Origin of the sequence: Hyphomonas sp., from assembly GCF_041689225.1 — a bacterium.
Lineage (GTDB): Bacteria > Pseudomonadota > Alphaproteobacteria > Caulobacterales > Hyphomonadaceae > Hyphomonas.
In genome coordinates, this window is the sequence record NZ_JBDNGN010000154.1 from 1 (window position 1) to 25,438 (window position 25,438).

A 25,438-nucleotide genomic window follows, 5' to 3' on the forward strand; every position below is an offset into this window, starting at 1 on the left:
CGCTCGGGATGAGCCCCTCTGGTTTCTCGCTTTCAGTACACAGCAGCCAAGCGAATCCGCCCTAGCGCGCCACGACCGTCGGCTTGAGGCGCAACTGGTTCGCCGTCTGCGTCAGGCGCCGCAGCACCGTGTCCGACACCATCGGCTCGTCCACCTTCATCACGTGCAGCTCCAGGTTCTCGCCTTTGCGCGCTAGACTCGCGCGTTTCAGGATCGGCCCGGACCGCCCCGAGAACACCGCACCCAGCCGCATCGCGCTGCCCAGTTGGCGCGCCCGGTCAGCCTGTTCGTCGGTTGTCAGGCTGAGATACTCGCCCGGTCGCTTGAAATCCTTCTCGTACCGGCACCCGACGGCAAAGGCGATCATGCCCCGCTCGGCATGCGTCACGCCCGCATAGGGCGCCCGCAGCGCCTGTTCATAGGCCAACAGCGCCCGGTGGTCCGGATGGAAGCGCCCGGCACTGTCAGCCATCATGCAGGCGGCTTTCTCGATCCGCGCGTCAGCAGCCGGCGACCCGAACAGGTCCGGCTCCGGCGCGAATGCGGGGCTGACAAACTCATGCAGCGCCTGCCCGAAGGCAATCTGGTTCTGGTCCAGCCGCCCGAACGCAATCACGCCGTCGAGCAGCGGGTCCGTAACCGCTGCGCCGGTCAGGTCACGCAACACGCCTTCGCGCAGTCCGCCCGACGAAACCGTCACGCCTTCCAGCGAGCTGATGGCCAGGATTTCCTCCAGGATGATTGCGGCAATCGGCAGGTGTTTCGCGCGTCGGCGGTCGACTTTTTCCACCCTGCTACGCGCGCCCGCATTGCTGACGCTGTCCAGGCAAAGCTTTGCCGTTCGCGCCACCTGCCCCTCGTTCATCTGGTAGCCCTGCAGCACGTGCAGCGGATAATTCTCGATCTCCATGTTAAGGCGCGCAAATGACCGCCACGCGCCGCCCACGGCAAAGAACCGTCCCTGCGCCCCCGGCAGCACTTTCGAGGACTTGAGTTCAGCACGCACTTTCTTGCGCAGTTCGCGCAGGTCTCCGGCTTCCTCGGCCAGTGACAGTGGTCCCAGCAACAGGCTCTCGCCCCGCGCCTTGCCCGAGCCGATTCTCTGGAATTCGATGCTTGACCCGCCAAGGTCGCCCATCACACCTTTCGGACCCTGGAAGCTCGCCTCCACCCCCAATGCCGACAGCCGCGCCTCGTCAGCGCCCGACAGCACCATGACGGGTCGCCCCAGCACCCGCCCGGCCTTTTTCACGAAGTCTGCACCGTCACTCGCCTCGCGCACAGCGGCGGTCGCAACAGCCGTGTAATTGCGCAAGTGCAAGGCCTTCAGGATCGCGCGATACCGGCTCAGCGCGCTCAGTGCCGACTCCCGCCCCGTCGGTGACAGGGTGCCGCGCTGGATCAGTCCCTCGCCCAGTCCCGCCATGACCTTCTCGTTGAAAGTCTGGAGGATCGACGCACCCAGCACGTCATAGATCACCAGACGCACCGAGTTCGATCCGATGTCGATGATTCCTGCGCGCTCGGTTTTCGGGAACATCATGCCGGTTTTCTTCCCCGGTGCGACAGTCTGGGCGGCAGGCTGACTTCCAGCGCGCTGCCCCGTCCTGACAGGCTTGGATTGTCCATGAAATACCGGTGCGCTGCGAACGCCGTCTCCCGGTTCTCCGGCTTGATACGGTGATAGGTGCCGTCCGCGTGCATGATCCAGCTCTGCAGCTCGTCATTCAGGTTGGCGACCATGATCTGGTTCAACACCTGCCTGTGCACGGTCGGGTTCTCGATCGGCACCAGCGCCTCCACCCGGCGCGTCAGGTTGCGTGGCATCCAGTCTGCCGACGAGATGAACACTTTGGCATTCGGCGACGGCAGCGCCTCGCCATTGGCAAAGCAGACGGTCCGCGAATGCTCCAGGAACCGGCCGACAATGCTCTTGACCGTAATCGTCTCCGATAGGCCCGGTACGCCTGGCCTGAGGCAGCAGATGCCACGAACCACCAGCGTGATCGGCACGCCGGCCTGGCTGGCACGATACAGCGCATCGATCACCTCACCATCGACCAGGGAATTCATCTTGGCCCAGATGCCGCACGGCTTGCCCTTTTTCGCTGCCGAAACCTCGTCCCCGATCATCCGGATCAGGTCCTGCTTCAGGGTCAGCGGCGACATCGATATCTTCTCGAGAACCGGACCGACGCTTGGTGGTTCGCGATAGGCGGTGACGAAATTGAACAGGCGGTTGGCATCGCGCCCCAACGCCGCATCGGCGGTGAACAGCGACAGGTCGGTATAGATGCGCGCATTGATCGGGTGGTAGTTCCCGGTCCCGAAATGCGTATACGAACGAAGCTCCGTGCCCTCGCGCCGCACCACCAGAGACACCTTGGCGTGCGTCTTGTACTCGATAAACCCGTACACGACCTGCACGCCGGCCCGTTCCAGGTCGCGCGCCAGCCGCAGGTTCGCTTCCTCGTCGAACCGCGCCTTGATCTCGACCAGTGCCGTCACGTTCTTGCCGGATTCCGCCGCCTCGATCAGCGCCGCCACGACCGGCGAGTTTGACGTCGTCCGGTACAGCGTCTGCTTGATCGCCACGACCGCCGGGTCGGCCGCCGCCTGCCGGATGAACTGAACCACCACATCGAAACTCTCGAACGGATGGTGGACCAGGATGTCCTTGGCCCGGATGGCTGCAAAACAATCGCCGCCCATCTCGCGGATGCGTTCCGGATAGCGCGGCTCATAGGGCGGGAATTGCAGGTCCAGCCGGTCGTCGACGATCAGTTCCGACAGCTGCGCCATGCCGAGTATGCCGTCATACAGCACCGTGTCGGCCTGCTCGGCGCCGATCTCGTGCGTGATGAACTCGCGCAATATCTGCGGCGCGCTCGACTGCATCCTGAGGCGCACGATACGCCCCCTGCGGCGCTGCTTCAGCATCACCTCGAACTCGCGGATCAGGTCTTCGGCTTCTTCCTCGATCTCGATATCGCTGTCGCGCACGACGCGGAACAGGCAGCGGGCCTTTTCCTTGAATCCGGGGAACAGGTCACCCAGGAACATGCCGATCACGTCTTCCAGCGCAACAAACCGCATACTGCCCTTGGTCGATTTCGGCAGCCGGATGAAGCGGCGCACGAAGGCCGGCAGAGGCACGATCCCGACATGGCCTTCCCCGCCTGACTCCGACACAAGATCAACCGCAATCGAGAAGCCGAGATTGGGAATGAACGGGAACGGGTGCGCCGGGTCCACGGCCAGCGGTGTCAGCACCGGAAAGATATTGTTGCGGAAATAGGTCTCGAGCTCGGCACGCTCTTTCTTGGTCAGCGCGTCGCTTGACAAGACGTGGATATTCTCCGCCGCCATTTCACCCTTCAGCGTGCGCCACTGTTCCTGCTGGTCGGCGATCAGGCGCAGCGACGCCTTTTCGATCTGCTCGACCTGTTCGGATGGCTTCAGCCCGTCCTGGCTCGCCTTCACGATACCCGCCCGCACCTGCTCGCGCAGGCCCGCATAACGCACCATCTCGAATTCATCGAGATTGCTCGCCGAGATCGACAGGAAGCGCAGGCGCTCCAGCAGCGGGTGTGCCCGGTTGGCGGCTTCCTCAAGCACACGCTGGTTGAACTCCAGCCATGACAGCTCCCGGTTCAGGAACCGGTCTGGAGACGTCATCAGCGCCTTGTTGGTGCGTAGTGTTCCGTCAGCCATGTTTGCCCGTCAGCCCTTTTTCTTCGTCAGTTCAGCTTCGGCCCACCCGGCGCGTCCGCTTCCATCGCGTCGAGTACCTCCTTGACCAGCGGCACGCTCGGCGCCCGGCCCAAGTCGGTCACATTGTCACTCAGCCTTTCGGCGAACTGCTCAATGGCCTCATAGGAGAGATCAAGCCGCGGAACCAGATATTTGAGGACATCCGGCTCCAGTTTGAGGAAATGCCGCACCGCCGCCGCTTTCAGCCGGCCCAGCATCATCGCTTCGTCCGGCGCATAGATTTCCGCCACAGGCATCGAATTGAGACGCGACTTCAGGTCAGGTGACGGCGCCTGCCAGTTTGGCGGCGCCTGGTTGGCCGTCAGCAACAGCCGCCCCGACCCGCCCGAAACGAGATTGATCAGCGACAACATACGGTCGCCCGCCGGCACACGGTCGGCGCCGTCGATCGCCGTATAGGTCGCCGCCCGGGCCTCCACGTCGCGTGCCTTCAGGCCAGCGAACGGCTTGGCCTCAAACACGTCCCCGCCGAACTGCCGCGCCCAGGCATGGGCAATCGTCGTCAGGCCCGCTTTCGGCGGCCCGACAAGGCAGAGGACCGGCGTTGGCCAGTTCTCCGGACGCTGCACGATACGCAGGGCCGTTTCATTGACGGGAGACATGACAAGATCGGAAAACCCGAGCCCCGGGTCCGGAAATACAAAACGCAGCTGATCGGGCATACCGGGCCTGCCGACTCAGTTCCGCTCTATTGCCTCGCCGCAGCCGACACGGCCGAACGCAGCACCAGACCTTTGGCATCAGGCGCTTCTGCCAGCGACACGCCGCGCTGCAGCAGGTCGTTCTGCAGCCTTGGCTCGTCGCCCGCATAGGCAAACGTCACCAGCGCGCCATCACGGGCAATGGCCGTAATCTTGAAATCGGATACCAGCGGCGACCGCGCCAGCGCGCTGCGCAGCGTGTTCCATTCGGCCAGCGACGTATAGCGGACGCTGGCACTGGTCGTCGTGCGGGTACCGCCCCGGATGATCGAGCGCCGCTTCCAGTCCTCGTCGAGGAATTCTGCTGCCGCATCGGCTGCGCCTTTCAGCGTCGTCGCATAATTCGTGGTGCCGAGCAGTTCCGTTCCCGCCGCTGTCACCGTCGACAGCGTCGTGCGATACGCGCCGTTGCGGCCTTCAACTTCCGCCAGCACGCCGCGCCGTGCGCCGACTGTCGCTGCTTCAGTGGAAAAGACCGACCAGTCAGAGAAGGCCGTATAGCCCGGATTGGCGGCTGTCACATAAGGTGCCAGCGCGTTGGCATTGCCTGCGCCCAGTGCCTGGCGCCAGTCTTCCTGCGCCTGGTAATTTGATGCCAATGGCACGATCAGGCTCTTCGGGCCCTGAGTATCGACATAAGGCACGCCGATACTGTCCAGGTGCGCCCGCACCATCAGCGGGTTCAGCACCACGGACAGGACACCGCGATAGCGTCCGGCACCGGCGGTCTCTTCCTGCACGTCCACTGCCGCCGAGAGGCGCTCTGCGAGGGCATAATCCACTGGCAGGCCGCCCGCTGAGGCACGATCGTCCGACAGCGTGAACTTGGTCAGCAACAAGCGCGCTGCTTTCTGACGGGCCACCGACATGGCTTTTTCACGGGCTTCGATAACGCTCGCCGCCTGTTCATCGACTTCAATATTGCGAATGGTGTAGACATCGCGCGTATCCGCACGCGCTGGCAGCGAAGCGGCGCAGGCGAGGAATACCGAGGCGAGAAGCAAACGAATCATGGTCAACGACCTCCCTGTCAGCCTTCCTTGTAGCAAGGCAATGCGGAGGCTGGAACCGCAAGCAACACTGGATCAGGCGATTTCCCCATGCTAACGCGCGAAGCATCATGACCGAAACGCCCAAAACTCCCCTGTCTTACCGTGATGCTGGTGTCGATATTGAGGCAGGCGAACGCCTCGTCGGCGCCATCGGCCCAATGGCCAAAGCCACTGCCCGCGCCGGCGTGATGGGCGGCCTAGGCGGCTTCGGTGCCTTGTTTGATTTGAAGAAAGCCGGATATGATGACCCGATCCTCGTGTCCGGAACGGATGGCGTCGGCACCAAGCTGATGCTCGCCTTCGAAGCCGGGCAACACAATACGGTCGGCATCGACCTCGTCGCCATGTGCGCCAATGACGTGCTGGCGCAGGGCGCCGAGCCGCTCTTTTTTCTCGATTATTTCGCCACCGGCAAACTCGAAGGCGGCATCGCAGAAGCCGTCGTCTCCGGCATTGCCGAAGGCTGCCGCCAGTCCGGCTGCGCCCTTGTCGGCGGTGAAACCGCCGAAATGCCCGGCATGTACCCGCCCGGTCACTATGATCTGGCCGGCTTTGTCGTCGGGGCCGTCGACCGCGACAAGGTCCTGCCGCGCATGGACGACATGGTCCCCGGCGACGTGCTGATTGGCATTGCCTCCTCCGGCCCGCACTCCAACGGCTATTCCCTGATCCGTCGCATCGTCGAGCGCGAAGGCCTGACCCACGCCTCGCCCTCGCCGTTCAGCAACCAGACGCTCGGCGAAGCGCTGCTGACGCCGACCCGCCTCTATTCGCATATCGCCCTGCCGCTGATCCGTTCGGGCGTCGTCAAAGGCCTCGCCCACATTACCGGCGGCGGCCTCACCGAGAACACGCCCCGCATGGTGCCGGACCACCTGACGCCCGTCATCGACCGCAAGACCTGGACCCCGCTCCCGGTCTTTCAGTGGCTGCAACAGGCCGGCAATGTCACCGAAGACGAGATGCACCGCACCTTCAACATGGGCATCGGCCTGATCTTCGCGGTTGCCGCTGAAGACGTAGACGTCGCCATGGCCCAGCTCAATGAAGCCGGCGAAAACCCCGTCATCCTCGGCCACCTCGCCGCGAAATGAAGCGTCTCAAGCTCGCGATCCTGATTTCCGGCCGCGGCTCGAACATGGAGGCGTTGCTCAAGGCCGCCGCCGCGCCGGACTATCCGGCCAAGCCTGTCCTCGTCCTCTCCAACCGCCCCGATGCAGCCGGTCTCGAAACAGCTCTTGAGGCGGGCGTTCCCGCGCTTGCCATTGATCACAAACCTTATGGCAAGGACCGCGAAGCGTTCGAGCGCGCCATGGACGCCGCGCTCAGCGAGGCAGGCACCGAGATCATCGCGCTGGCCGGTTTCATGCGCGTACTGACGCCCAGGTTCGTGGAAAAATGGCAGGGCCGGATGATCAACATCCACCCCTCGCTCCTGCCGAAATACAAGGGCCTCGACACCCACCAGCGCGCCCTCGACGCAGGCGACGCCGAAGCCGGCGCCACCGTCCACTGGGTCAGCCCCGGTGTCGATGACGGCGAGATCATCCAGCAGGCCAGCCTGCCCATCCTGCCCGGCGACACGCCCGACAGTCTCGCCGCCCGCCTCCTGCCTGTGGAACATCGCCTCTACCCAGAAGCGCTGGCCAAGGCGTGCGCCGTGGTCTCCGCGCGGACCTGACACCCCCTCACCTCACCCAAACCCCACCCATCTCTCCACAAGCTCCGGGAACACTTTCGCCCGCAGGCCTTGGCGAAATCGCGCCGACACGGCACAAGCTACGTATCGAGCCGGAGATTTTATGTCCCGATAATATTGGCGCGCATGGTGCGGCTATCGCAAGTTGCAGAAGTTCAGACTTGACGTGCATTCGCACGCGAAGCGCTTCGCCTTGCCTCATCCAAAAATGACAATGAGCGTCCGGCACCGACCGGGACGCAAAACATGAAAGGAGTCTCTGACAATGATCAGACCCTATACTGACCAAGACACTGATGCCGTGGTGTCCATCTGGCGCGCGACCAGCGAAGTCGCGCATCCGTTTCTGTCCGAAGCGTTCCTCGCGGCAGAGACGGAAAATGTGAGAAACGTATATCCGAAATTCGCGGAGATCTAGGTGCTGAAAAACCACGGCCAGCCCATCGGTTTCATGGCCATGATCGACAAAGAGGTTGGGGCGATATTTCTCGCCCTCGCCTGTCATGGGCAAGGTTTCGGCCGCGCCATGATGGATTTTGCCGTTTCACGAAAAGGGGTTGTGAGCCTGAATGTGTTCGAGGCAAACACGATTGGACGTGCTTTCTATGATCGATATGGTTTCCGGCAAACCGGCAAGTATCTTCATGAAGGTTCGGGCCAGATGACCCTGCAAATGGCGTTCACGCCGGATGCGGGCTGACAAATTCGGGGCGGCGCCCAAAGTGTCTGTCCCCTCACGTAGCAAACGCGCAGCCGCAAAAAACCGGCGGACTCGCGCTTGTCCGGTCTTTGACTATGGATAAATGGCGCAGTTCAGCCATGATTGAAGCGTGCAGGACTCAGCGCCCGAAACCGTTCAGCCGAAAGAGCGCAATTCCGGTGTCCGGAAAGCCGGGTTGTTCGCTTGCACGGACTTCTCGTTGAACAACCTTGCCCAAACGGGTGCTTCTGTCGGACTCAGGGCTTTCGAGAAATAGTAGCCCTGCGCCTCCTTCGCTCCCGCTTCGATGACAAAAGCGAGTGCCTCTGGTGTTTCGATACCTTCTGCCACCGAATTGATGCCAAGTGTGGCGGCAAAGCGTACGCCCGTTTCCACGGCCATCCGCGCAAACGCGTCGCGATGGGAGGCCAAAACAAAGCTCCGGTCTATTTTCAGTTCCGTAAACGGAAAGCGTCGCAGCTGGGCTATGCTTGCCGCGCCGGTCCCAAAATCATCAAGGCTCAGCTTGAAACCGGCCAGGCGAAGGCGCGACAGCACTTCAAGGGTATTGGCCTGGTTATCCAGCAACCTGTCTTCGGTGATCTCGAACGTGATCGAGCGGGGATCGATTCCGGCGTACGTGAATTTGTCACGAATCTTGTCGGCCACGACCGGGTTTAGAATGCAGGCCGGACTCATATTGATCGCCAGTCCGAAAGGCCCGATTTTCCGCTCCCAGTCGCCAGTGTCGGCAATCGCCTGTTCGATCATCGTCCGGGTCAGCTGGCCCATCATGCTGTGGGTCATGGCCGCTTCGATGTGACCGGCCGGTCCGGAGACCGTGCCATCATCGGCGACATGCCGGCAAAGCACCTCAAAACCTGACACGCGCTGCGTACACAGGTCAATCTTGGGCTGGTAGAATGCGTGCAGGCGCTTGTGCTCCAGGTCCTCGGCCAGTTGCACCTGACTCACCGTCGCGCCAGCCAGCACACTTTCCGTGCGCAGTCTGTTTAGCAAGACAGCCAGCCTGGCAGAATCAACGGGCTTTTTCAGAATGCCCGCAACGTGCAAATCCAGCATTTTTCCCATATTGTAGACAGTCTGGATGAGTCCGACTTCCTCACCGCTGACGATGATCACCGTCCCGCAATATTTCATTCGGGCCAGTTCACGAATAACGCTTATGCCATTCACCTTCGGCATTTGCAGGTCGCAGACGATCAGATCGAACCTGTCAGCATCCTCGGCGACACGCGCGATGCACTTTTCGCCGTCTTCGGCCATCTCCACGCATTGCACGCCCGCGCAAAGCAGGTGTTCTTCCATGACAACGCGGAACAGCGGGTCGTCATCGACGACCAGGGCGGATTTGTGTCTCATGTCAGTGCGACGGTTGCGCCGCTGCAGGCGCGCCGTTGACCGCGATCCCTGCGAGGGGACAGGGCCAGTGGTCCTCGCACGTCGGAGATCAAGAATATCGTCATTGGCATGGCCCTGCTTCAGAATTCGAATGGGAACCTAGGCGATCAAGGTGTAATTACGGACAATCATATCGATCGAATTTGATGCAAATTCCGAAAGGGAAATACGCTCGCTTATCCACCCCCTCCAGCACCCGGTGTATAATGCGCGCCATGCCCGCCTTCACCCTCCTCACGCCCCTACCCGGCCTGCCCTGGTATCTCCTGCCCATCTGGCCGCTGGTCTTCTGGCGCGTCCAGCGCCTACAAGCATGGTTCCGAGCAGCTGGCGGTCCAGGAAGCCAGATGCTCTGGGGCGTGATGTGGAATGGCCGTGTCGTGATCATCCAGCTCTCGGATGATTTATCCGGGCATCGTCCAGGCTGTTTCCGGGCACCTGTCTGCGACCGGCTGAACCTAGCGCTCTCGAGCGATCACCCGCTCTCCTCTCTCTTCCGTTCACCCCGGCGGAAGCCGGGGCCCAGGGCCGCGAGTACAGGTCTGGCCGCTGTGATTCCCGGCGTACGCCGGGAAGATCGGTTTTTTGAGGTCATTCCGGACACCTGACCCGCAACTCAACCCGCAGACAGAAAAAGCCGGAGGGCTCCCGCCCATCCGGCTTTTGGTGCTGGATATGCTGTGGGATTGGAGGCCTGTCAGCTGGCAATCTCGCAGGCAAACAATAGCGCATAGCTACCATATTCCTCGGTATTCCCTGAGATGACCTCTTCAATATCCGGTTCGTGGTCGAACAAAGCGTTTCTGTAATAAAACACGCGAACATAATCCTGATGCTCATAGGCAGGCGAGGTATTATGCACCATTTCGTCAAAAGCGCTCGGCGGTATTTGGGTGAACGCTGACAGCAAGATTGTGTCGTCAGCGGCACGCGAAAAAGCAAGATACCAAGTCGTACCGTTGGATCCGAGTTCCGAATTGTAACCTTGCACAAATGGAACCACGAATTTTTCGGCGCGGTAGAAATTCAGTTCGGACGGACTGATTTGGCCCGTCGTGTCCGAAAGCCCTTCTGATCGCACAAAAATTCTTTCATCCGGTGGAAGATCGCAAGGTGGACCAAACGGCGAGTATGCTCCCGCAACCTCACTCAAAATAGATGTTGACGACGGCCCCCGTAACAGCGGCCAGCCTGCTCCCGACAAAAACAGTATAGCGGCCAAAGCAACAATACAAACGATCCTCGGTCTCACGCGAAGTCCTCCGTAGCAAAGCACAGCGTAGCTGAAATAGCGTGGCTCTCGCGTATACAGCACCCACCCAAACAAAAAGGGCCCAACCTTGCGGCGGGCCCCTTCTTGAATATCGTACTGCAAATAGAGGCCGCGCAGCCCTAGCCGACGATCTGGTCAGCCGTGAAGAATTGCGCGATTTCGATACCGGCATTCTCTTCTGAGTCCGACCCGTGCACCGAATTCTCCCCGATCGAAAGCGCGAACAATTTGCGGATCGTGCCGTCGGCGGCGTCGGCCGGGTTGGTCGCGCCCATCACGTCGCGGTATTTCGCAACGGCGTCGTCAGCTTCCAGGACCTGAACGACGACAGGTGCCGAGGTCATGAACTCGACCAGTTCGCCGAAGAATGGACGTTCCTTGTGAACACCGTAGAATTGCTCGGCCTGGGCCTGGCTCATATGGATGCGGCGCTGGGCGACAATGCGCAGGCCGGCCTTTTCGATCACGGCATTGACGGCGCCGGTGAGGTTACGCTGGGTCGCGTCGGGCTTGATGATGGAAAAGGTGCGCTGGACAGCCATGAGGAAGTTCCTGTTGTGAGGGAATTGGAGTGTTGGCGCGGCCTATAGCGGCGCGGGCCCGCCGGGGCAAGCATTCAGGGCGGCGCTTGCACAGGTGCTGGATGGAGCCTAGGGGCGAGTATCACGACATGCCAAGGACCCCCGCCATGAGCACCCTGCCGCCCTGCCCCAAATGCCGGTCCGAATTCACCTATGAAGACGGCCCCATGCTGGTCTGCCCGGAATGCGCCCATGAATGGGCCGCAGGCGAAGCGGCAGACGCGGGCGAAAAGATGATCAAGGATTCCAACGGTAACCCGCTCGCCGACGGCGATACGGTCACAGTGATCAAGGACCTGAAGGTCAAAGGCAGCTCCCTCGTCGTCAAACGCGGCACCAAGGTCAAGAATATCCGCCTCACCGACGGCGACCACGACATCGACTGCAAGATCGACGGCATCGGCGCGATGGGCCTGAAGTCAGAGTTCGTGAAAAAGGCCTAGACGCTCGCCTCTCGGCTGGCTTGCCGGCGGAAGGTGAAATAGGCGAGGCTGAGTGACATCGCATCGACAAGCATGTGTAGCAGGATAGGCAGGAACAGCGACCCTGTCGCCCAGTAGACGACCCCGATGACCGCGCCCAGGATCGCCGTGCCCACCGCACCACCCCAGCCCTGGTAAGCGTGCGCCAAGGCGAATATCACGGCCTGGACCGCAATGACGGCGTAGACCGGCATGAAGAAGGCCAACATCCACATCACGAACCCGCGATAGGCAATTTCTTCCGCGACGCCCGCGCTGACGGACAAGGCCATGCCCCATCTGTGCTGTCGTGCCGTCTTCGGCAGGAACGGTGCCAGATCGGCGTGAGCCTTCAGGCGCGCCGCATCGCCTTTCCCGCTGGCGAGTCCGCCCAGCAGGTTCAGCACCATACCGGTCAGCAGGGCCGCCGCGATCAAACTCCCGATCCAGAAATGTCCTGCCAGGTTAGGCGCGGTGAATCCGAGCAGCGTCCAATCCCGGCCCAACACAAACCACGTCGCCAGTACGCTGGTGGCCAGCACGGCGTGAAACGCGATGGTCTTCATGTATTCGGCGGACAAAATATCCGTGTCGGCCACCGCCTCACGCCGCAAGAAGGAGCGGTGATCGAACCATCCCCAAACCGGCACAACAATGACCAGAAATGCCAATACAAGCCAATCGGGCGTTACAATACCCATGCTCATACTCCTGCCTCCGACCAGCCGCCCTTCGGCGTCTGTTGAAAATAACGCGTTACCATGCCGGCATCCTTCGCCGCCTTGAACTGCGCCCGCGCCTTGGTCCGCGCGCCGCTATCGCCATCGTCGAACATCACCATGCAGCGCGTATAGGGTGCATCCACAGGCACTTCGACCCCGTCCATCAGCACCAAAGCCGCCGCGCCGTTCACATTGTGCGCCTTGGCTGACAGCAGGATGGGCTGGCGATTGGCATCAAGCCCCGGCGCCTCGGCCTGGCCATGCGGCAGGAAGCTCTTGTCCTCATAGGTCCACAACGCCGCGTCCAGCGCGGCCCGCCGCTCGGCATTGGGTGACACGGCCAGCACACGCCAGCCAGCCTCAAGGCATTTCGCCATCAACGGCGCCGCCGCCTGCTCCAGCGTCGTGCGGGAGAGATGGTAGAACCACCATTCAGGCGCCGGCATATCCGCCACTGACTAGTCCTCGTAGTTTTCGGCGATCCAGCGATCCAGCAGGCGCGGGCCGAAGCCGGAGGCCCAGCTCACATCCAGCGCCGCCTTCTCGCCTTCAACCCAGGCCACGCCGGCAATATCGAGGTGTGCCCATTTCACGCCGTCTTTCACGAAGCGCTTCAGGAACTGCGCCGCCGTGATCGAACCAGCGGCCCGGCCACCGATATTGCGCATGTCGGCAAACTTGGATTTCAGCAGGCTGTCATATTCCGGCCCCATCGGCAGGCGCCAGACGCGCTCGCCTTCGGTCATGCCGGCCTTGCTCAGTTCATCGGCAAGATCGTCGCTGCCCGTAAACATGCCCGCATGATGATGGCCCAACGCCATCACGATGGCACCGGTCAGCGTGGCAAGGTCAACCATCGCCTTCGGCTTGAAATGCTCCTGCGCGTACCAAAGCACGTCGCAAAGCACGAGGCGCCCTTCGGCATCGGTGTTCTGGACCTCAATGGTCTGGCCACTGGCCGACGTCAGGATATCGCCCGGGCGGATCGCATCGCCGTCCGGCATGTTCTCGACGAGCCCGACAAGACCAACCACGTTCACTTTCGCCTTGCGCGCTGCCAGTGCCCGCATCGCGCCGGTCACGGCTGCTGCGCCGCCCATGTCGCCGCGCATGTCTTCCATGCCCGGTCCGGGCTTCAGCGAGATGCCGCCGGTATCGAAGCAGACGCCCTTGCCGACCAGGATCACCGGATCCTCGCCCGGCTTGCCGCCATTCCATTTCATGATGCCGAGTTGGCTTTCCTTGCGCGAGCCTTGGCCGACGCCTAGCAGCGCATTCATGCCCAGCTTCGCCATCTCCATCTCGCCGAGGATCTCAACCTCGACGCCGAATTCGGACAGGTCATTCAGTTTCGCAGCAAAGCTCGCCGGATAAAGGTCATTCGGCGGCAGGTTCACCAGGTCCCGCGCAAGCATCGTGCCCTCTGCGGCGGCGTCGAGCGGCACGAAGGCGGCCTTCGCGGCCTTGGCATCGTCCACAACCACGGTCACGGAAGTCAGGCTCGGCTTCTGGTCGGCCTTCTGCTTGGTCAAGTATGTATCAAAACGATAGGCGGCGAGCTTGGCACCCAGTGCGACCCTTGCGGCATCCTCGGCACTGCCCACATGAACCGCCAGCGATTTGAACCCGCTTTTTGCGTGCGACTTTACGAGATTGGCCCCGATGGACTCCAGAATTCGTGCATCGCGCTTCGTCGGTTTTCCGCCGCCAATCAGCACGGCACGCCGGGAATCACTGCCCTTTGGCAGCACGATCAGGGCTTGCTGGTCCTTCTTCCCGTCGAATCGCGCGCCGGTCAGCGCCTCAGTCAGCAGCCCGCCGGACGCAGCGTCCAGGCTGGCTGCACCAGCCGGCAAACCATCGCCTTCATCAACAATGAACGCTACGATGTCGACCTTGGCGGCGTCGGCGAATGTGATTTTCATATGAGTATTCTCCATTTGTGACGGAAACTAAACGTCGACGTGCGCAGTGCAACTCGTTAGCTAAGAAAAAAATGACCTGATTCAGGCAGGCCTGCCGGAAAATGTTTCCCAATTGAGCGTATGAGCAAAGTCCAGACCTACCTTTTCTACGAAGTCTTGCGTGCGGTGCTCATCATTGTCGGTGGCCTCGCCATGCTTGCGCTCCTTGCGCAAGGTCTGTCACGCACCGATCTCATCCTCGAAAACCGCCAGTCTGCCCTGACTTACTTCTATATCGTGATGCTCGGCGCGCCGCAGGTCATCGCGCTGCTGACGCCGCTTGCCCTGTTTGTAGCAGGTGTCTGGTCGCTCAATCGCATCCACAAGGACAGCGAGATTGTCGTCGCCCAGGCCGCCGGCATGACGCCATGGCAGATCGCATCGCCGATCATGCGCCTCGCCGTGCTATGCACGGTGGCCCACCTGGCCGTGAATCTCTGGGTACAGCCGGCCGCCCAGCGCGCCATGCGCGAAACCGTGTCGGTTGCCCGCGCCGACCTCGCCGCCGCCCTGATCCGCCCCGGCCAGTTCACCACCAATGGCGAGCGCCTCACCTTCTACGCCCGCGAGCAGATCAATGGCGAACTGCGCGGCGTGCTGATCTCCGACATGACGGATCCGGAATTCCCGACAGACATCCTGGCCCGCAGTGCGGCACTGGTTGAAGTGGAAGGCCGCCCGACCCTGCTCCTGCGCGAGGCAATCAGCCAACAGCTGGATGACAATCAGCAACTCTCCATCCTCGAATTCGAACAGTACATGTTCGATCTGACGGATTTCATGACAGAGGATTCCGACCTCGTCCTGAAGGCGTCAGACAAATACCTGTATGAACTCTTCTTCGTCGACCGCTCGAACTATTTCGAGGCCAAGGAAGCCGACAACCTGCTTGCCGAGGCCAATGCGCGCCTCACCACGCCACTGCTCAACTTGGTGATGGCGATGATCGCCGTGTTCGCGGTGCTTGGCGGCGATTTCAGCCGCAAGGGCTATGGCAAGCGTATCGCTCTGGCCGGCGCCGGCGCGATCGTCGTGCTGATTGTCCAGCTGGCGCTGCAATCGTCTGCCGCAGACGATCCCTCACTCAACATTCTCCAATGGTTGCTACCGATCAGCGTATTTGCCTTGCTCGCCTACGTCTACTTCCACCGCGGGCGGAAAATCGGGCAGGTCGACCGCCCCAACCTTGACCGGATCCTTCCGGGAAAAGGGGCACCTGCATGAATTTCGCCTTCTCCCGCATCCAGCGCTACATCCTGCGCGAATGCCTCAGTGGCCTCGTGCTCGTGCTAGGCGTGCTGCTGCTCGCCATCCTAATGATCGACGTTGTCGAACAGCTGCGCACGGTTGGCGGCGACGTGAAGCTCAGCCTCGCGGGCGCCCTGCGCCTGTCGCTGATGAAGTTGCCGCTGATCATGGAGCAGACCTTGCCCTTCGCCATTCTCGTGGCGTCGATGCTGGCCTTTACCCGCCTCAACCGCCAGTCTGAACTCTCCATCATCCGCGCCAGCGGCATCTCGGCCTGGCGCTTCCTCGCCCCGGTCATCGTCATGGCCCTCGTGCTCGGCATCTTCACCACCACCGTGCTGAACCCCTTCGCGGCAAAGCTCACGGAATCCTTCGAGCTCGAACGCGCCCGCCTGCTGGATGACGGTCGCCAGACCATGGCTGTCTCCGATACCGGCGTCTGGCTGCGCCAGGGCGACGATTCCAGCCAGATCGTGATTCACGCCCGGCGCGTCGAGGAAGGCGGCATTGTGCTCGTCGACGTCAAGATGATCGAGGAAGAACGCCTCTTTGCCGGCAACCGGCCAACCAATGACTACACGTTCGTGCGCCGCATCGACGCGACTCGCGCCTATCTCCGCAACGGCTTCTGGCAGCTGGAGAACGTGGTCGAGAACGTCCCGAACCTGCCGCCGGAGCGCAAGGCAAACCTCGCCATCCCGACCTCGCTCGACGCGGTCACCCTGCTCGACAAGTTTGCCTCGCCGAACACGATCGGCTTCTGGAATCTGCCCCGCTTCATCAACCAGACCCAGGCGGCGGGCCTGGATGCCTCGCGCTACAAGATGCGCTGGAACAGCCTGATGGCCACGCCGGCCCTGTTCGTTGCCATGGGCCTGATCGGTGCCATCGTCTGCCTGCGCCTATCGCGGCTTGGCGGCACATCGCGCCTGCTCGCCATCGGGTCGCTGATGGCTGTCGGCCTCTATTTCTTCACCCAATTCTCGTCCAGTCTCGGGGCCACCGGGGCCGCGCCGCCCGTGGTTGCAGCCTGGAGCCCACCCCTGTTCGTGCTCTTCTGCACGCTCACTTTCCTGGCCTATCGCGAAGACGGTTGATCCAGTTCCGGCCTTGACAGGCGGCGCCTGCCCACCCCATCACTCCCGCCCTTGAAGAGGTGCCCCCATGAAACTTGTCGTTGTCGAGTCGCCCGCCAAGGCTAAAACGATCAACAAATACCTCGGCAAGGACTATAAGGTTCTGGCCTCGTACGGACACATCCGCGACCTGCCATCAAAGAATGGTTCGGTCGATCCGGACAATGATTTCGAGATGCTCTGGGAGGCTGACGCCAAGTCCGCCAAGCGCATCACCGACATCGTGAATGCCCTCAAAGAGTCCGATACACTCATTCTCGCGACCGACCCGGATCGCGAAGGCGAGGCGATTTCCTGGCATCTGGTCGAGGCCCTGAAGAAGCGCCGCGCGCTCAAGAAGGACGTGCATGTCGAGCGCGTTGTGTTCAACGCGATCACCAAGAATGCCGTCACCACGGCGATGGAACACCCGCGCCAGATCGACCAGGAACTGGTTGATGCCTATCTTGCCCGCCGCGCGCTCGACTATCTTGTCGGCTTCACCCTGTCCCCGGTCCTCTGGCGCAAGCTGCCCGGCAGCCGCTCGGCTGGCCGCGTTCAGTCGGTTGCCCTGCGCATCGTCTGCGACCGCGAGAACGAGATCGAACTCTTCCGCCCGCAGGAATACTGGAACATTGCCGCCAGCCTGCGCGCGCCTGACGGCACCGATTTCGAGGCCCGTCTGCACGCCCTCGACGGCGATACGCTGAAAAAATTCACGCTCGGCAACGAGGGCGACGCCGACAAGGCGCTCGAAATCGTCAAGACCGGCGGCTACTCCGTCGCCAGCGTCGAAGCCAAGCCGGTCAAGCGCAACCCGCCACCGCCCTTCATCACGTCCACCCTGCAGCAGGAAGCCTCTCGCAAGCTCGGCTTCGGCGCCAAGCGCACCATGCAGGCCGCCCAGAAACTGTATGAAGAAGGCCGCATCACCTATATGCGGACCGACGGCGTCAACATGGCCGAAGAGGCCTATGCCGCTGCCCGCAGCATGATCCAGTCAAACTATGGCGCCCGCTACCTGCCGGAAAACACCCGCCGCTATTCCTCCAAGGCCAAGAATGCGCAGGAGGCTCACGAAGCCGTCCGCCCGACCGACTTCAACCTGAGCCCGGAAGACTATCACGGCGACGGCGACCTGAAGAAACTCTACACGCTCATCTGGCGCCGCGCCGTTGCGTCCCAGATGGAAACCGCCCTGTTCGAGCGCACCACGATCGACCTCAAGTCGAAAGACCAGCGCGCCCTCCTGCGCGCTACCGGCCAGGTCCTCGTGTTCGACGGGTTCATCAAGCTCTACACCGTCAGCCACGATGCCGGCGACGATGATGACGAGACCGAAGGCCGCCTACCCAAGATGGAACAGGGCCAGCACGCCGATCTGCTGAAGGCCGACGCCAACCAGTCCTTCACCGCGCCGCCGCCGCGCTATACCGAGGCCAGCCTCGTCAAGCGCCTCGAAGAGCTCGGCATCGGTCGCCCGTCTACCTATGCCTCGACCATGTCGACGCTCGAAGACCGCGGCTATGTCCGCATCGAGGGCAAGGCGCTGGTCCCCGAGGACAAGGGCCGCCTCGTCACCGCGTTCCTCGAAAACTTCTTCGCCCGCTACGTGGAATATGATTTCACCGCGGGTCTCGAGGAAAAGCTCGACGTCATCTCCGACGGCAAGCTCGACTGGAAAGCCTTCCTGCACGAGTTCTGGAAACAGTTCGCTGCCGACATTGACAGCACCAAGGACCTGCGCGTTTCCGCCGTGCTCGATGCCCTCAACGAAACCCTCGGTGCCTATGTCTTCCCGCGTCAGGACGCCGAAGGCAATCCGATCGAAAACCCGCGCCTTTGCCCGCTTTGCAAGGAGGGCGAGCTCTCGATGAAGCTCGGTCGCTTCGGCGCCTTTGTCGGCTGTTCGCGCCACCCCGAGTGCAAGTTCACCCGCCAGTTCAGCGCCGATGGCGACGCGGCTGCGATCAATCCGGATGGCAACGAGCTTGGCCTGCACCCTGAGACAGGCGAGATGATCTACCTCAAGACCGGCCGCTTCGGCCCCTATGTCGAGATGGCCAATGGCGAGAATCCCAAGCGCGCCTCCCTGACCAAGGCCGAAAAGGAAAAGCCGCAGGATTTGACGCTGGAACGCGCTGTCGAACTCCTCCTGCTGCCCCGCGAAGTCGGGCGGCACCCGGAAGACAACGAGCCGATCCTGGCAAACTTTGGCCGCTTCGGACCCTACGTCCAGCATGGCAAGACCTATGCAAACCTGAAAGATCCCGCCGATGTCTTCGCCATCGGCCTCAACCGCGCCGTGGCGCTGATCGAGGACAAGAAGGCCAATCCGGGCCGGGGGCGCGGCGGCGCGACCGCGCTGAAGGAACTCGGCAACCATCCGGACGGCGACCCGGTCCAGGTCTTCGCCGGCAAGTACGGGCCTTACGTGAAACACGGCAAGGTCAACGCCACGATCCCGAAAGAGATGAGCCCCGACACGATCACGCTCGAACAGGCCGTCGAACTCGTGAACGCGCGCGCCGCCGCTGGTCCGGCCAAGAAGAAGGCGCCGGCGAAAAAGAAAGCCCCCGCCAAGAAGAAACCAGCGGCCAAAAAACCTGCCGCGAAAAAGAAAGAGGATTGATCGGAACCGGACCTGCAAGGGTCCGGCTCAGGCCTTTCCGCGATGAACCCGCCGCTCCGCCCGTTCGCGCCCTATCTGCTGCTCGCCGCAGGCATCGCGGGGATATACGCGCTTCAGCCTGCGCCCGTCATGGTGTCTGCGCCCGAAGTCGTGGAATTACTTCCGCCGCCAACGCCGACCTTCGCTTTTCCCGTCTCCATGGCGCTTTGTCCGACGCTCGATGTCGCCAATGCGCCACCCAGCGATGCAAGCCTGCACATCATCGGATACACAGCCCTGGTTGAGGTGAATGCGGCAGTCATGCTGGCCCGCGCGCCAGTCGAGCAGGCCTGCGTCTCATCCGGCTTTGGCGCACGAAACGGCCAGACACATACCGGTATCGACTATTACAACCTTGAGCCTGTCAGCATCTACGCCGCCGGCGATGGCACCGTCCGCGAAGCCGTCACACGCGCCGACTTCGGCAACATGCTGATCATCGACCACGGTCACGGCGTCTTCACCCGTTATGCCCACCTCGATAATTTCGACGGTATGGAGGTTGGCGGGGCGGTCCTCTCGGGCCAAATCATCGGTGTCATGGGCAACACCGCAGCCACGACAATTCCGCGCCACCTTCACTACGAAATCCTGACCGGAGACTGGGGCGAACTCTCCGGCTCCTTCGCCTTGACGCCGATCAATCCGGTGGCATTCACGGGGCAGAACTAGATTGTTCCCTTTTTGGGAGACTTTTTAATCCTAAGATTGCACATGCCCGCTCCATGGACGAATCCGCGCGCCTCGAAGAGACCATTCAGTCTGCCTGTCCGGTGGTCGCCAAACTGCCTTCGGCACATCAAAACCGGCTCGTCATTCTGGTCCGGTCATTCCTGCGTGACGTTGAATTTCGTGGCGCGGCAGGCTTCCAGCCACCGCCGGAAGCGCACCTCAAGATTGCTGCCCATGCATGCCTCCTGCTTTTGAACCGAGACCAGGATCACTTCGACCTGGGCCTGCGCGTGGTCCTTCACCTGCATGGCATCCACCATTGCCGCGAATTGGCCGATCGCCAGTTCCGGCGGGGCCGGATGGACATGGAGTGGGCCGAAATCCGCCGCGACGGCGCTGATTCCGTCGCCGCCATGTGCCGCGTCATGCACGAATTCGCCCACCGACTCGACAGCCCTCATATGCTCGCCAACACGTCTCCGGCCTTGCTTTCCACCGAGTGCCACGCCACATGGGCCGAAGTGATGGAGGAGGAACGTACGTTTCTCCGCGCAAGAATCGAGTATGGCGTCCCAACGTCGCTGACTCCCTACGCTGCAACAAATCACGCAGAATTCTTCGCCTGCACCACGGAAGCCTTCTTTGCGCGACCGGACATGCTGCGAGACCAATTTCCCCGCGTCTACGCACAGCTGGCCCATTTTTACGGGGGCCGCGCGTAGGCATTTCCTGCAAGCCTTTCGAATAAGAATCCACTATATCCAACCACATGACATTTCCAGACAAGCAAACTGTCCTCGATTACATTCGGGACAATCCCGCCGCCACAACGAAACAAGCCATCGCCAAGGGCCTCCGGGTCAAAGGCGAGGAGCGCAACGTGCTGCGCGCCATCCTCAAGGAACTTGAGGCCGACGGAGCCCTCGAACGCACCGGCAAACGCGCCTGGGCACAGGCCGACCGGCCGCCGCCCACGGGCGTCGTTGAGTTCACCCGTATCGACGAGAATGGCGACCTGATCGGCAAGTCGGTCGGCGACAATGGCCCCTTCGGGCCTGACATCACCTATGCCGGTCCCTCGGGCAAACCGAAGGGCAAGGCCCCGGCCGTGGGCGACCGCGCCCTGTGCAAGATCAACGAGCATGACGGCGAATGGCGCGCCCGGGCCATTACGATCATCGAAAAACGCCTGTCAGACCGCCTGATCGGCCTCTATTCCACCGGCCCCAATGGCGGCAAGGTTTCGCCCTCCAACCGCAAGGAACGCCGTGAATTCGTGATCCAGGAGGCCGACACGCACGGCGCCAGGGATGGCGACCTCGTGATCGCCGAACCCAAGCCCCAGGGCCGCCGCCATTATGGCCCGGCGCTCGGCGAAATCACCGAGATCATCGGCCATATTTCCGACCCGCGCTCGGCCAGCCTGCTCGCCATCCACGCCCATGACATCCCGACCGAGTTCCCGCAGGCCGTGCTCGATCAGGCCGGCGACGCGGTGCCCGCCCCGTCGGAGCGAGAGGACCTGACACAGATCCCGCTCATCACCATCGACCCGCACGATGCCCGCGACCATGACGATGCCGTCTATGCCGAAAAGCTCGACGATGGCTGGCGCGTGATCGTCGCCATTGCCGATGTCGCCGCCTATGTCACCGAGGGCTCGCCTCTCGACAAGGAAGCGCTCAAGCGCGGCAACTCGACCTATTTCCCCGACCGCGTCGTGCCGATGTTGCCATTCGAGCTCTCGGCCGACGAATGCTCGCTGAGGGAAGGCGAGCCGCGCTGCACGCTCGCCGTCGAGATGATCTTCGGCACAGACGGTCACAAGCGCTCGCACCGCTTCATTCGGGGCATGATGAAGTCTGCCGCCAAGCTGTCGTACGAGGAGGCGCAGGCCGCCATTGACGGCAAGCCCGGCGGTAGGGCCGGCGAACTCCTTGAGACTGTCCTGAAGCCCCTCTGGGGCGCTTATGCCGCCCTCTCCAAGGCCCGCGACAAGCGCGCCCCGCTCGACCTCGACCTTCCCGAGCGCCGCATCATGTTCAAGGAAAGCGGCGAGATTGACGGCATCGTCACCAAGGAGCGCCTCGAAGCCCACCGCCTGATCGAAGAATTCATGATCCAGGCCAACGTCGCCGCCGCCGAGACGCTCGAGCGCCAGAAAAGCCCGCTCATCTACCGTGTCCACGACACGCCGACCGATGCCAAGATCGCGGCCTTTGCCGAGTTCCTGCAGACGATCGAACTGAAATGGACGATCGGCGAACGCCCCCAGACGCACAAGTTCAACAAGCTGATCGGCGAACTGAAAGACGGCGAATACGACCAGATGGTCACCCAAATGATTCTGCGGACCCAGGCCCAAGCCATCTATAGCGAAGAGAATCTCGGCCATTTCGGCCTCAACCTCGTGCGCTATGCCCACTTCACCTCGCCCATCCGTCGCTATGCTGACCTCATCGTCCACCGCGCGCTGATCTCGTCCCTGAAGCTCGGGCCTGACGGCCTCAGCAAGGAAGCGGCCTCGCAGCTCGAACAGACCGCTCAGCACATCTCCGACACTGAGCGCCGCTCGATGGCCGCTGAGCGCGAAGCGACCGACCGCTACCTCGCAATCTTCCTGAAAGACCGCGTCGGCGTCGAGTTCGACGGCCGCATAACCGGCGTCACCGGGTCGGGCCTGTTCGTCCAGCTCAACGGCGTTGGCGCCGACGGCTTCATCCCGATCTCGTCGATCTCGAAGGATTATTGGGTGCTGGATACGGCCGCGATGGCGCTCTACGCCCGTGGCAGCGGCGAGACGTACAGCCTGGGCCAGCTCGTCCGGGTCAAGCTAAAAGAGGTCACGCCCCTGAAGGGCGGCCTCCTGCTTGAAATGCTGTCTGAACCCTTGCCCACCCCCGAAGGCCGCGCCGAGCAGCGCCGCGCCATGGACATCGGCAACGTTCCCCGCCGTAAGGGTGGACCGCCCCGCTCAGGCAAGCCTAAGTTCAACAAGAAAACGCTCCCCAAGCATAAAAGAACAAGCAAGGCTAAGGGACCAAAGAGATGAACAAGCGCCTGCCGGGTTTGAAGTCTGCCTATGACAAGGAGGATGATGGAGACGTCGTCCTCACCAACCAGCGCAGCCCACGCCCGAAGGATGCCGCCACCCTGATTCTCGTTCGGCAGGACGGCCCAGCGCCCCGTGTCCTGCTCGGCAAGCGCTCCGGCGGTCACAGCTTCATGCCGGAAAAGTACGTTTTCCCGGGTGGCAAGGTCGATCCGCACGACGCCCGTGCCCCCATCCTTACCCCCCTCTCGGCGCCCGTTGCGACCCAGCTCGCTATCGGCACCCGCCGCGCGCCCCACGCCTTCGCCCTGACCGCCATCCGCGAGACCTTCGAGGAGACCGGCCTGATCGTCGGCCGGTCCGGACAGGCCACCGGCAAACCACCCACGGGCTGGGGCCGCTATTATGGTGAAGGGGTCATGCCCTGCCTTAAATCCTTCCAGTTCATCGGCCGCGCCATAACGCCGCCCTACCGGCCCAAGCGCTTTGATGCCCGATTTTTCATGGCCGACGCCGAAGACGCCCTGATTGACGAACGCTCGCCAGTCAATGGCGCCGAACTGTCGGACCTGCAATGGGTGACGATCAAGGACTCAATGGACCTCGACCTGCCCTCGGTGACGCGCTTCATGCTGGACGAAATCGACGAGCGCCTGTCCGGCCCCTGGGCCGCCAAAGGCCCGCCCTTCCTGCGCTGGACACGCAATGGCCACACGACAGACCGGCTTTAGCGCAGGAACACTGCTTGACTTCGCCTCCGGGCCCCGTCATTAAGCCGCTTTCCAGTTACAGACGCTAGCATAAGCGAGCCAATCCCATGGCCAAACCAGCCACTATCAAAATCCGCCTCAATTCGACGGCCGACACCGGATTCTTCTATGTCACCAAGAAGAACCCGCGCACGAAGACTGAAAAGCTCGTGCTGAAAAAGTACGACCCCGTCGTTCGCAAGCACGTCGAATTCAAGGAAGGCAAGATCAAGTAAGATCCTGCTTTTCGGCACGTTTTAGCAGAGCCCGTTCGCAAGAGCGGGCTTTTTGCATTTTCGGCCTCACGCGTCCGGATTACCATCGTGCAGGTTCCGCGCCTTGCGGATGCCCGGAAACATGACCGCCCATGCCGCGGCGATACCCACCGCCGCATAGCCCCCGGCCACAATCGTAAACACCGCGCCCCATTTGGCTGCCATGAACCCAGCCCGCGCCTCGCCAAGCTCGTTTGACGCGCCGAGGAAGATGGAATTGACGGCATTCACCCGTCCGCGAACCTGGTCCGGGGTCCAGAGCTGCAACAGGATTTCGCGAATATAAACCGAGATCATGTCGAAGGCGCCGACACCGACCAGCGCCAGGATCGACAGCCAGGCCAGGGTCGAGTGGCCGAACACCACCGTCGACAGGCCAAACAGTGCGACACAGGCAAACAGGATGACCCCGGCATGGTCGCGGATCGGGAACGCCGTGATCACCGCGGTCACAATCAGCGCTCCGATGCCCGGCGCCGCGCGCATCAGGCCAAGCCCTGTCTCGCCGACCTCAAGGATGTCGCGCGCATAGACCGGCATCAACGCCACCGCCCCGCCCAGCAGCACCGCAAACAGGTCCAGCGAGATCGCCCCCAAAACGATCTTCTGCTTCCAGACATAGGTGAACCCGCCCAGCACCATGCTCATCGTCTTGGGCTCAATACTGGCACTCTGGGGCGGTTTCGGGATCGAGAAGATCAGCGTCGCAGCGACGGCAAAGAGAACCACCGCTGTGGAATACGCAATCACGGGCGCCACGCCATACAGCAAGCTGCCTGCCACCGGCCCGATGATCGACGCCATCTGCCACGCAGACGCCGTCCAGCCCACGGCGTTGGCAAAGTCCTCCCTCGGCACGACATTCACCGCCAGGCTCGCCGAGGCTGGCGACAGGAAGGCCCTGGCCACGCCGAACACGGTGAGAATGCCCAGCACCCAGACCGGGTGGAATTGCTGCGTTGCCGCCAGGATCAGGATGCCCGCCGCGCAACCCATTTCGGTCAGGATCGCCAGCCCCATCACCAGCCGCCGACCGAACGTGTCCGCCGCCAGCCCGGTCACGAACACCAGCAGCAATGCCGGCAGGAATTGCACCAGTCCGATCCAGCCGAGATAGACCGGGTTCTGCGTCTGGTCATAAATCTGCCAGGCCACGGACACCGACACGATCTGTGCGGCAAACGCGGTGAAGAAACGGGATGTGAAATAGCGGCTGTAGGACAGGTGCCGGAATGCGGCGAAACGGTCTGTCATGTCCGGGAACCTGCATCAGCCAATCGAGACGCGCTGGTGGCCCGCGTCGGGGC

25 protein-coding genes are annotated in these 25,438 nt (G+C 62.2%); 14 read left to right on the forward strand and 11 right to left on the reverse strand.

The window, feature by feature from the left end; all coding sequences use genetic code 11:
- Positions 1 to 61 precede the first annotated feature (61 nt).
- Genes ACESNB_RS15220 through ACESNB_RS15235 form a run of 4 tightly spaced genes read right to left on the reverse strand, consistent with a single transcriptional unit; the run spans position 62 to position 5,488 of the window.
- Positions 62 to 1,543: a Ppx/GppA family phosphatase gene (locus ACESNB_RS15220; protein WP_373008821.1), complete on the reverse strand. Its 1,482-nt coding sequence runs from the start codon at positions 1,541 to 1,543 to the stop codon at positions 62 to 64.
- A complete protein-coding gene (locus tag ACESNB_RS15225) occupies positions 1,540 to 3,714 on the reverse strand; it encodes an RNA degradosome polyphosphate kinase (RefSeq protein ID WP_373008823.1) in 2,175 nt (724 codons plus the stop codon). Before ACESNB_RS15225 ends, ACESNB_RS15220 begins: the two co-directional genes overlap by 4 nt.
- Positions 3,715 to 3,740: 26 nt before the next feature.
- Positions 3,741 to 4,436, reverse strand: a complete 696-nt coding sequence (locus ACESNB_RS15230; protein ID WP_373008825.1) for a hypothetical protein — start codon at positions 4,434 to 4,436, stop codon at positions 3,741 to 3,743.
- 26 nt (positions 4,437 to 4,462) lie between these two features.
- Entirely contained in the window at positions 4,463 to 5,488 is a 1,026-nt protein-coding gene (locus tag ACESNB_RS15235; protein WP_373008827.1) for a hypothetical protein, read from the reverse strand.
- Positions 5,489 to 5,595: 107 nt separating this feature from the next.
- On the opposite strand from ACESNB_RS15235, the gene purM reads away from it, so the two are divergent.
- The 4 genes from purM (at position 5,596) to ACESNB_RS15255 (ending at position 7,926) form a co-directional block, all read left to right on the forward strand.
- Positions 5,596 to 6,621, forward strand: a complete 1,026-nt coding sequence (purM, locus tag ACESNB_RS15240) for a phosphoribosylformylglycinamidine cyclo-ligase (protein WP_373008829.1) — start codon at positions 5,596 to 5,598, stop codon at positions 6,619 to 6,621.
- On the forward strand, positions 6,618 to 7,208 hold the full coding sequence (gene purN / locus ACESNB_RS15245; RefSeq protein ID WP_373008831.1) for a phosphoribosylglycinamide formyltransferase: 591 nt from the start codon (positions 6,618 to 6,620) through the stop codon (positions 7,206 to 7,208). The genes purM and purN overlap by 4 nt, the downstream gene beginning before the upstream one ends.
- Positions 7,209 to 7,491: 283 nt before the next feature.
- Positions 7,492 to 7,644 carry a hypothetical protein gene (locus ACESNB_RS15250; RefSeq protein WP_373008833.1) on the forward strand — a complete coding sequence of 51 codons (153 nt, stop codon included), beginning with the start codon at positions 7,492 to 7,494 and terminating at the stop codon, positions 7,642 to 7,644.
- On the forward strand, positions 7,645 to 7,926 hold the full coding sequence (locus ACESNB_RS15255; protein ID WP_373008835.1) for a GNAT family N-acetyltransferase: 282 nt from the start codon (positions 7,645 to 7,647) through the stop codon (positions 7,924 to 7,926).
- Between the two features lie 156 nt (positions 7,927 to 8,082).
- On the opposite strand, the gene ACESNB_RS15260 is transcribed toward ACESNB_RS15255, so the two are convergent.
- Complete coding sequence (locus tag ACESNB_RS15260) at positions 8,083 to 9,309, reverse strand: EAL domain-containing protein (RefSeq protein WP_373008837.1); 1,227 nt, start codon at positions 9,307 to 9,309, stop codon at positions 8,083 to 8,085.
- A gap of 254 nt (positions 9,310 to 9,563) precedes the next feature.
- Between ACESNB_RS15260 and ACESNB_RS15265 the strand changes: the two genes are divergently transcribed.
- Positions 9,564 to 9,956, forward strand: coding sequence for a hypothetical protein (locus ACESNB_RS15265; protein ID WP_373008839.1), 393 nt, complete (start codon positions 9,564 to 9,566; stop codon positions 9,954 to 9,956).
- Between the two features lie 89 nt (positions 9,957 to 10,045).
- On the opposite strand, the gene ACESNB_RS15270 is transcribed toward ACESNB_RS15265, so the two are convergent.
- Both ACESNB_RS15270 and ndk read right to left on the reverse strand, forming a co-directional pair.
- Positions 10,046 to 10,600 carry a hypothetical protein gene (locus ACESNB_RS15270; RefSeq protein WP_373008841.1) on the reverse strand — a complete coding sequence of 185 codons (555 nt, stop codon included), beginning with the start codon at positions 10,598 to 10,600 and terminating at the stop codon, positions 10,046 to 10,048.
- Between the two features lie 140 nt (positions 10,601 to 10,740).
- The gene (gene ndk, locus ACESNB_RS15275; protein ID WP_373008843.1) at positions 10,741 to 11,163 is read right to left on the reverse strand and encodes a nucleoside-diphosphate kinase; all 423 of its coding nucleotides are present in this window, start codon (positions 11,161 to 11,163) and stop codon (positions 10,741 to 10,743) included.
- A 146-nt stretch (positions 11,164 to 11,309) separates the two neighbouring features.
- Here ndk and ACESNB_RS15280 point away from each other — a divergent pair, with 146 nt between their 5' ends.
- Positions 11,310 to 11,645 carry a zinc ribbon domain-containing protein YjdM gene (locus tag ACESNB_RS15280; protein ID WP_373008845.1) on the forward strand — a complete coding sequence of 112 codons (336 nt, stop codon included), beginning with the start codon at positions 11,310 to 11,312 and terminating at the stop codon, positions 11,643 to 11,645.
- On the opposite strand, the gene ACESNB_RS15285 is transcribed toward ACESNB_RS15280, so the two are convergent.
- The 3 genes from ACESNB_RS15285 to ACESNB_RS15295 are packed head-to-tail and all read right to left on the reverse strand — an operon-like array spanning position 11,642 to position 14,310.
- Entirely contained in the window at positions 11,642 to 12,364 is a 723-nt protein-coding gene (locus ACESNB_RS15285; protein ID WP_373008847.1) for a CPBP family intramembrane glutamic endopeptidase, read from the reverse strand. The two genes, ACESNB_RS15280 and ACESNB_RS15285, sit on opposite strands and share 4 nt — an antisense overlap.
- A 2-nt stretch (positions 12,365 to 12,366) precedes the next feature.
- A complete protein-coding gene (locus tag ACESNB_RS15290) occupies positions 12,367 to 12,831 on the reverse strand; it encodes a DNA polymerase III subunit chi (RefSeq protein ID WP_373008882.1) in 465 nt (154 codons plus the stop codon).
- Between the two features lie 12 nt (positions 12,832 to 12,843).
- Entirely contained in the window at positions 12,844 to 14,310 is a 1,467-nt protein-coding gene (locus ACESNB_RS15295; RefSeq protein WP_373008849.1) for a leucyl aminopeptidase, read from the reverse strand.
- Positions 14,311 to 14,430: 120 nt separating this feature from the next.
- On the opposite strand from ACESNB_RS15295, the gene ACESNB_RS15300 reads away from it, so the two are divergent.
- The 8 genes from ACESNB_RS15300 (at position 14,431) to rpmG (ending at position 24,092) form a co-directional block, all read left to right on the forward strand.
- Complete coding sequence (locus tag ACESNB_RS15300) at positions 14,431 to 15,573, forward strand: LptF/LptG family permease (protein ID WP_373008851.1); 1,143 nt, start codon at positions 14,431 to 14,433, stop codon at positions 15,571 to 15,573.
- Entirely contained in the window at positions 15,570 to 16,694 is a 1,125-nt protein-coding gene (lptG, locus tag ACESNB_RS15305) for an LPS export ABC transporter permease LptG (protein ID WP_373008853.1), read from the forward strand. The genes ACESNB_RS15300 and lptG overlap by 4 nt, the downstream gene beginning before the upstream one ends.
- 67 nt (positions 16,695 to 16,761) lie before the next feature.
- Positions 16,762 to 19,344 carry a type I DNA topoisomerase gene (gene topA / locus ACESNB_RS15310; RefSeq protein WP_373008855.1) on the forward strand — a complete coding sequence of 861 codons (2,583 nt, stop codon included), beginning with the start codon at positions 16,762 to 16,764 and terminating at the stop codon, positions 19,342 to 19,344.
- 42 nt (positions 19,345 to 19,386) lie between these two features.
- The gene (locus ACESNB_RS15315) at positions 19,387 to 20,055 is read left to right on the forward strand and encodes a M23 family metallopeptidase (RefSeq protein ID WP_373008857.1); all 669 of its coding nucleotides are present in this window, start codon (positions 19,387 to 19,389) and stop codon (positions 20,053 to 20,055) included.
- A gap of 53 nt (positions 20,056 to 20,108) precedes the next feature.
- Positions 20,109 to 20,777, forward strand: a complete 669-nt coding sequence (locus ACESNB_RS15320; protein WP_373008859.1) for a zinc-dependent peptidase — start codon at positions 20,109 to 20,111, stop codon at positions 20,775 to 20,777.
- A 47-nt stretch (positions 20,778 to 20,824) separates the two neighbouring features.
- A complete protein-coding gene (rnr, locus tag ACESNB_RS15325; RefSeq protein WP_373008861.1) occupies positions 20,825 to 23,107 on the forward strand; it encodes a ribonuclease R in 2,283 nt (760 codons plus the stop codon).
- Positions 23,104 to 23,838, forward strand: a complete 735-nt coding sequence (locus ACESNB_RS15330; protein WP_373008863.1) for an NUDIX hydrolase — start codon at positions 23,104 to 23,106, stop codon at positions 23,836 to 23,838. Before rnr ends, ACESNB_RS15330 begins: the two co-directional genes overlap by 4 nt.
- 86 nt (positions 23,839 to 23,924) lie before the next feature.
- Positions 23,925 to 24,092, forward strand: coding sequence for a 50S ribosomal protein L33 (gene rpmG / locus ACESNB_RS15335; RefSeq protein ID WP_340692683.1), 168 nt, complete (start codon positions 23,925 to 23,927; stop codon positions 24,090 to 24,092).
- Between the two features lie 66 nt (positions 24,093 to 24,158).
- On the opposite strand, the gene ACESNB_RS15340 is transcribed toward rpmG, so the two are convergent.
- Positions 24,159 to 25,385, reverse strand: a complete 1,227-nt coding sequence (locus ACESNB_RS15340) for an MFS transporter (protein ID WP_373008866.1) — start codon at positions 25,383 to 25,385, stop codon at positions 24,159 to 24,161.
- Positions 25,386 to 25,438: the final 53 nt, after the last annotated feature.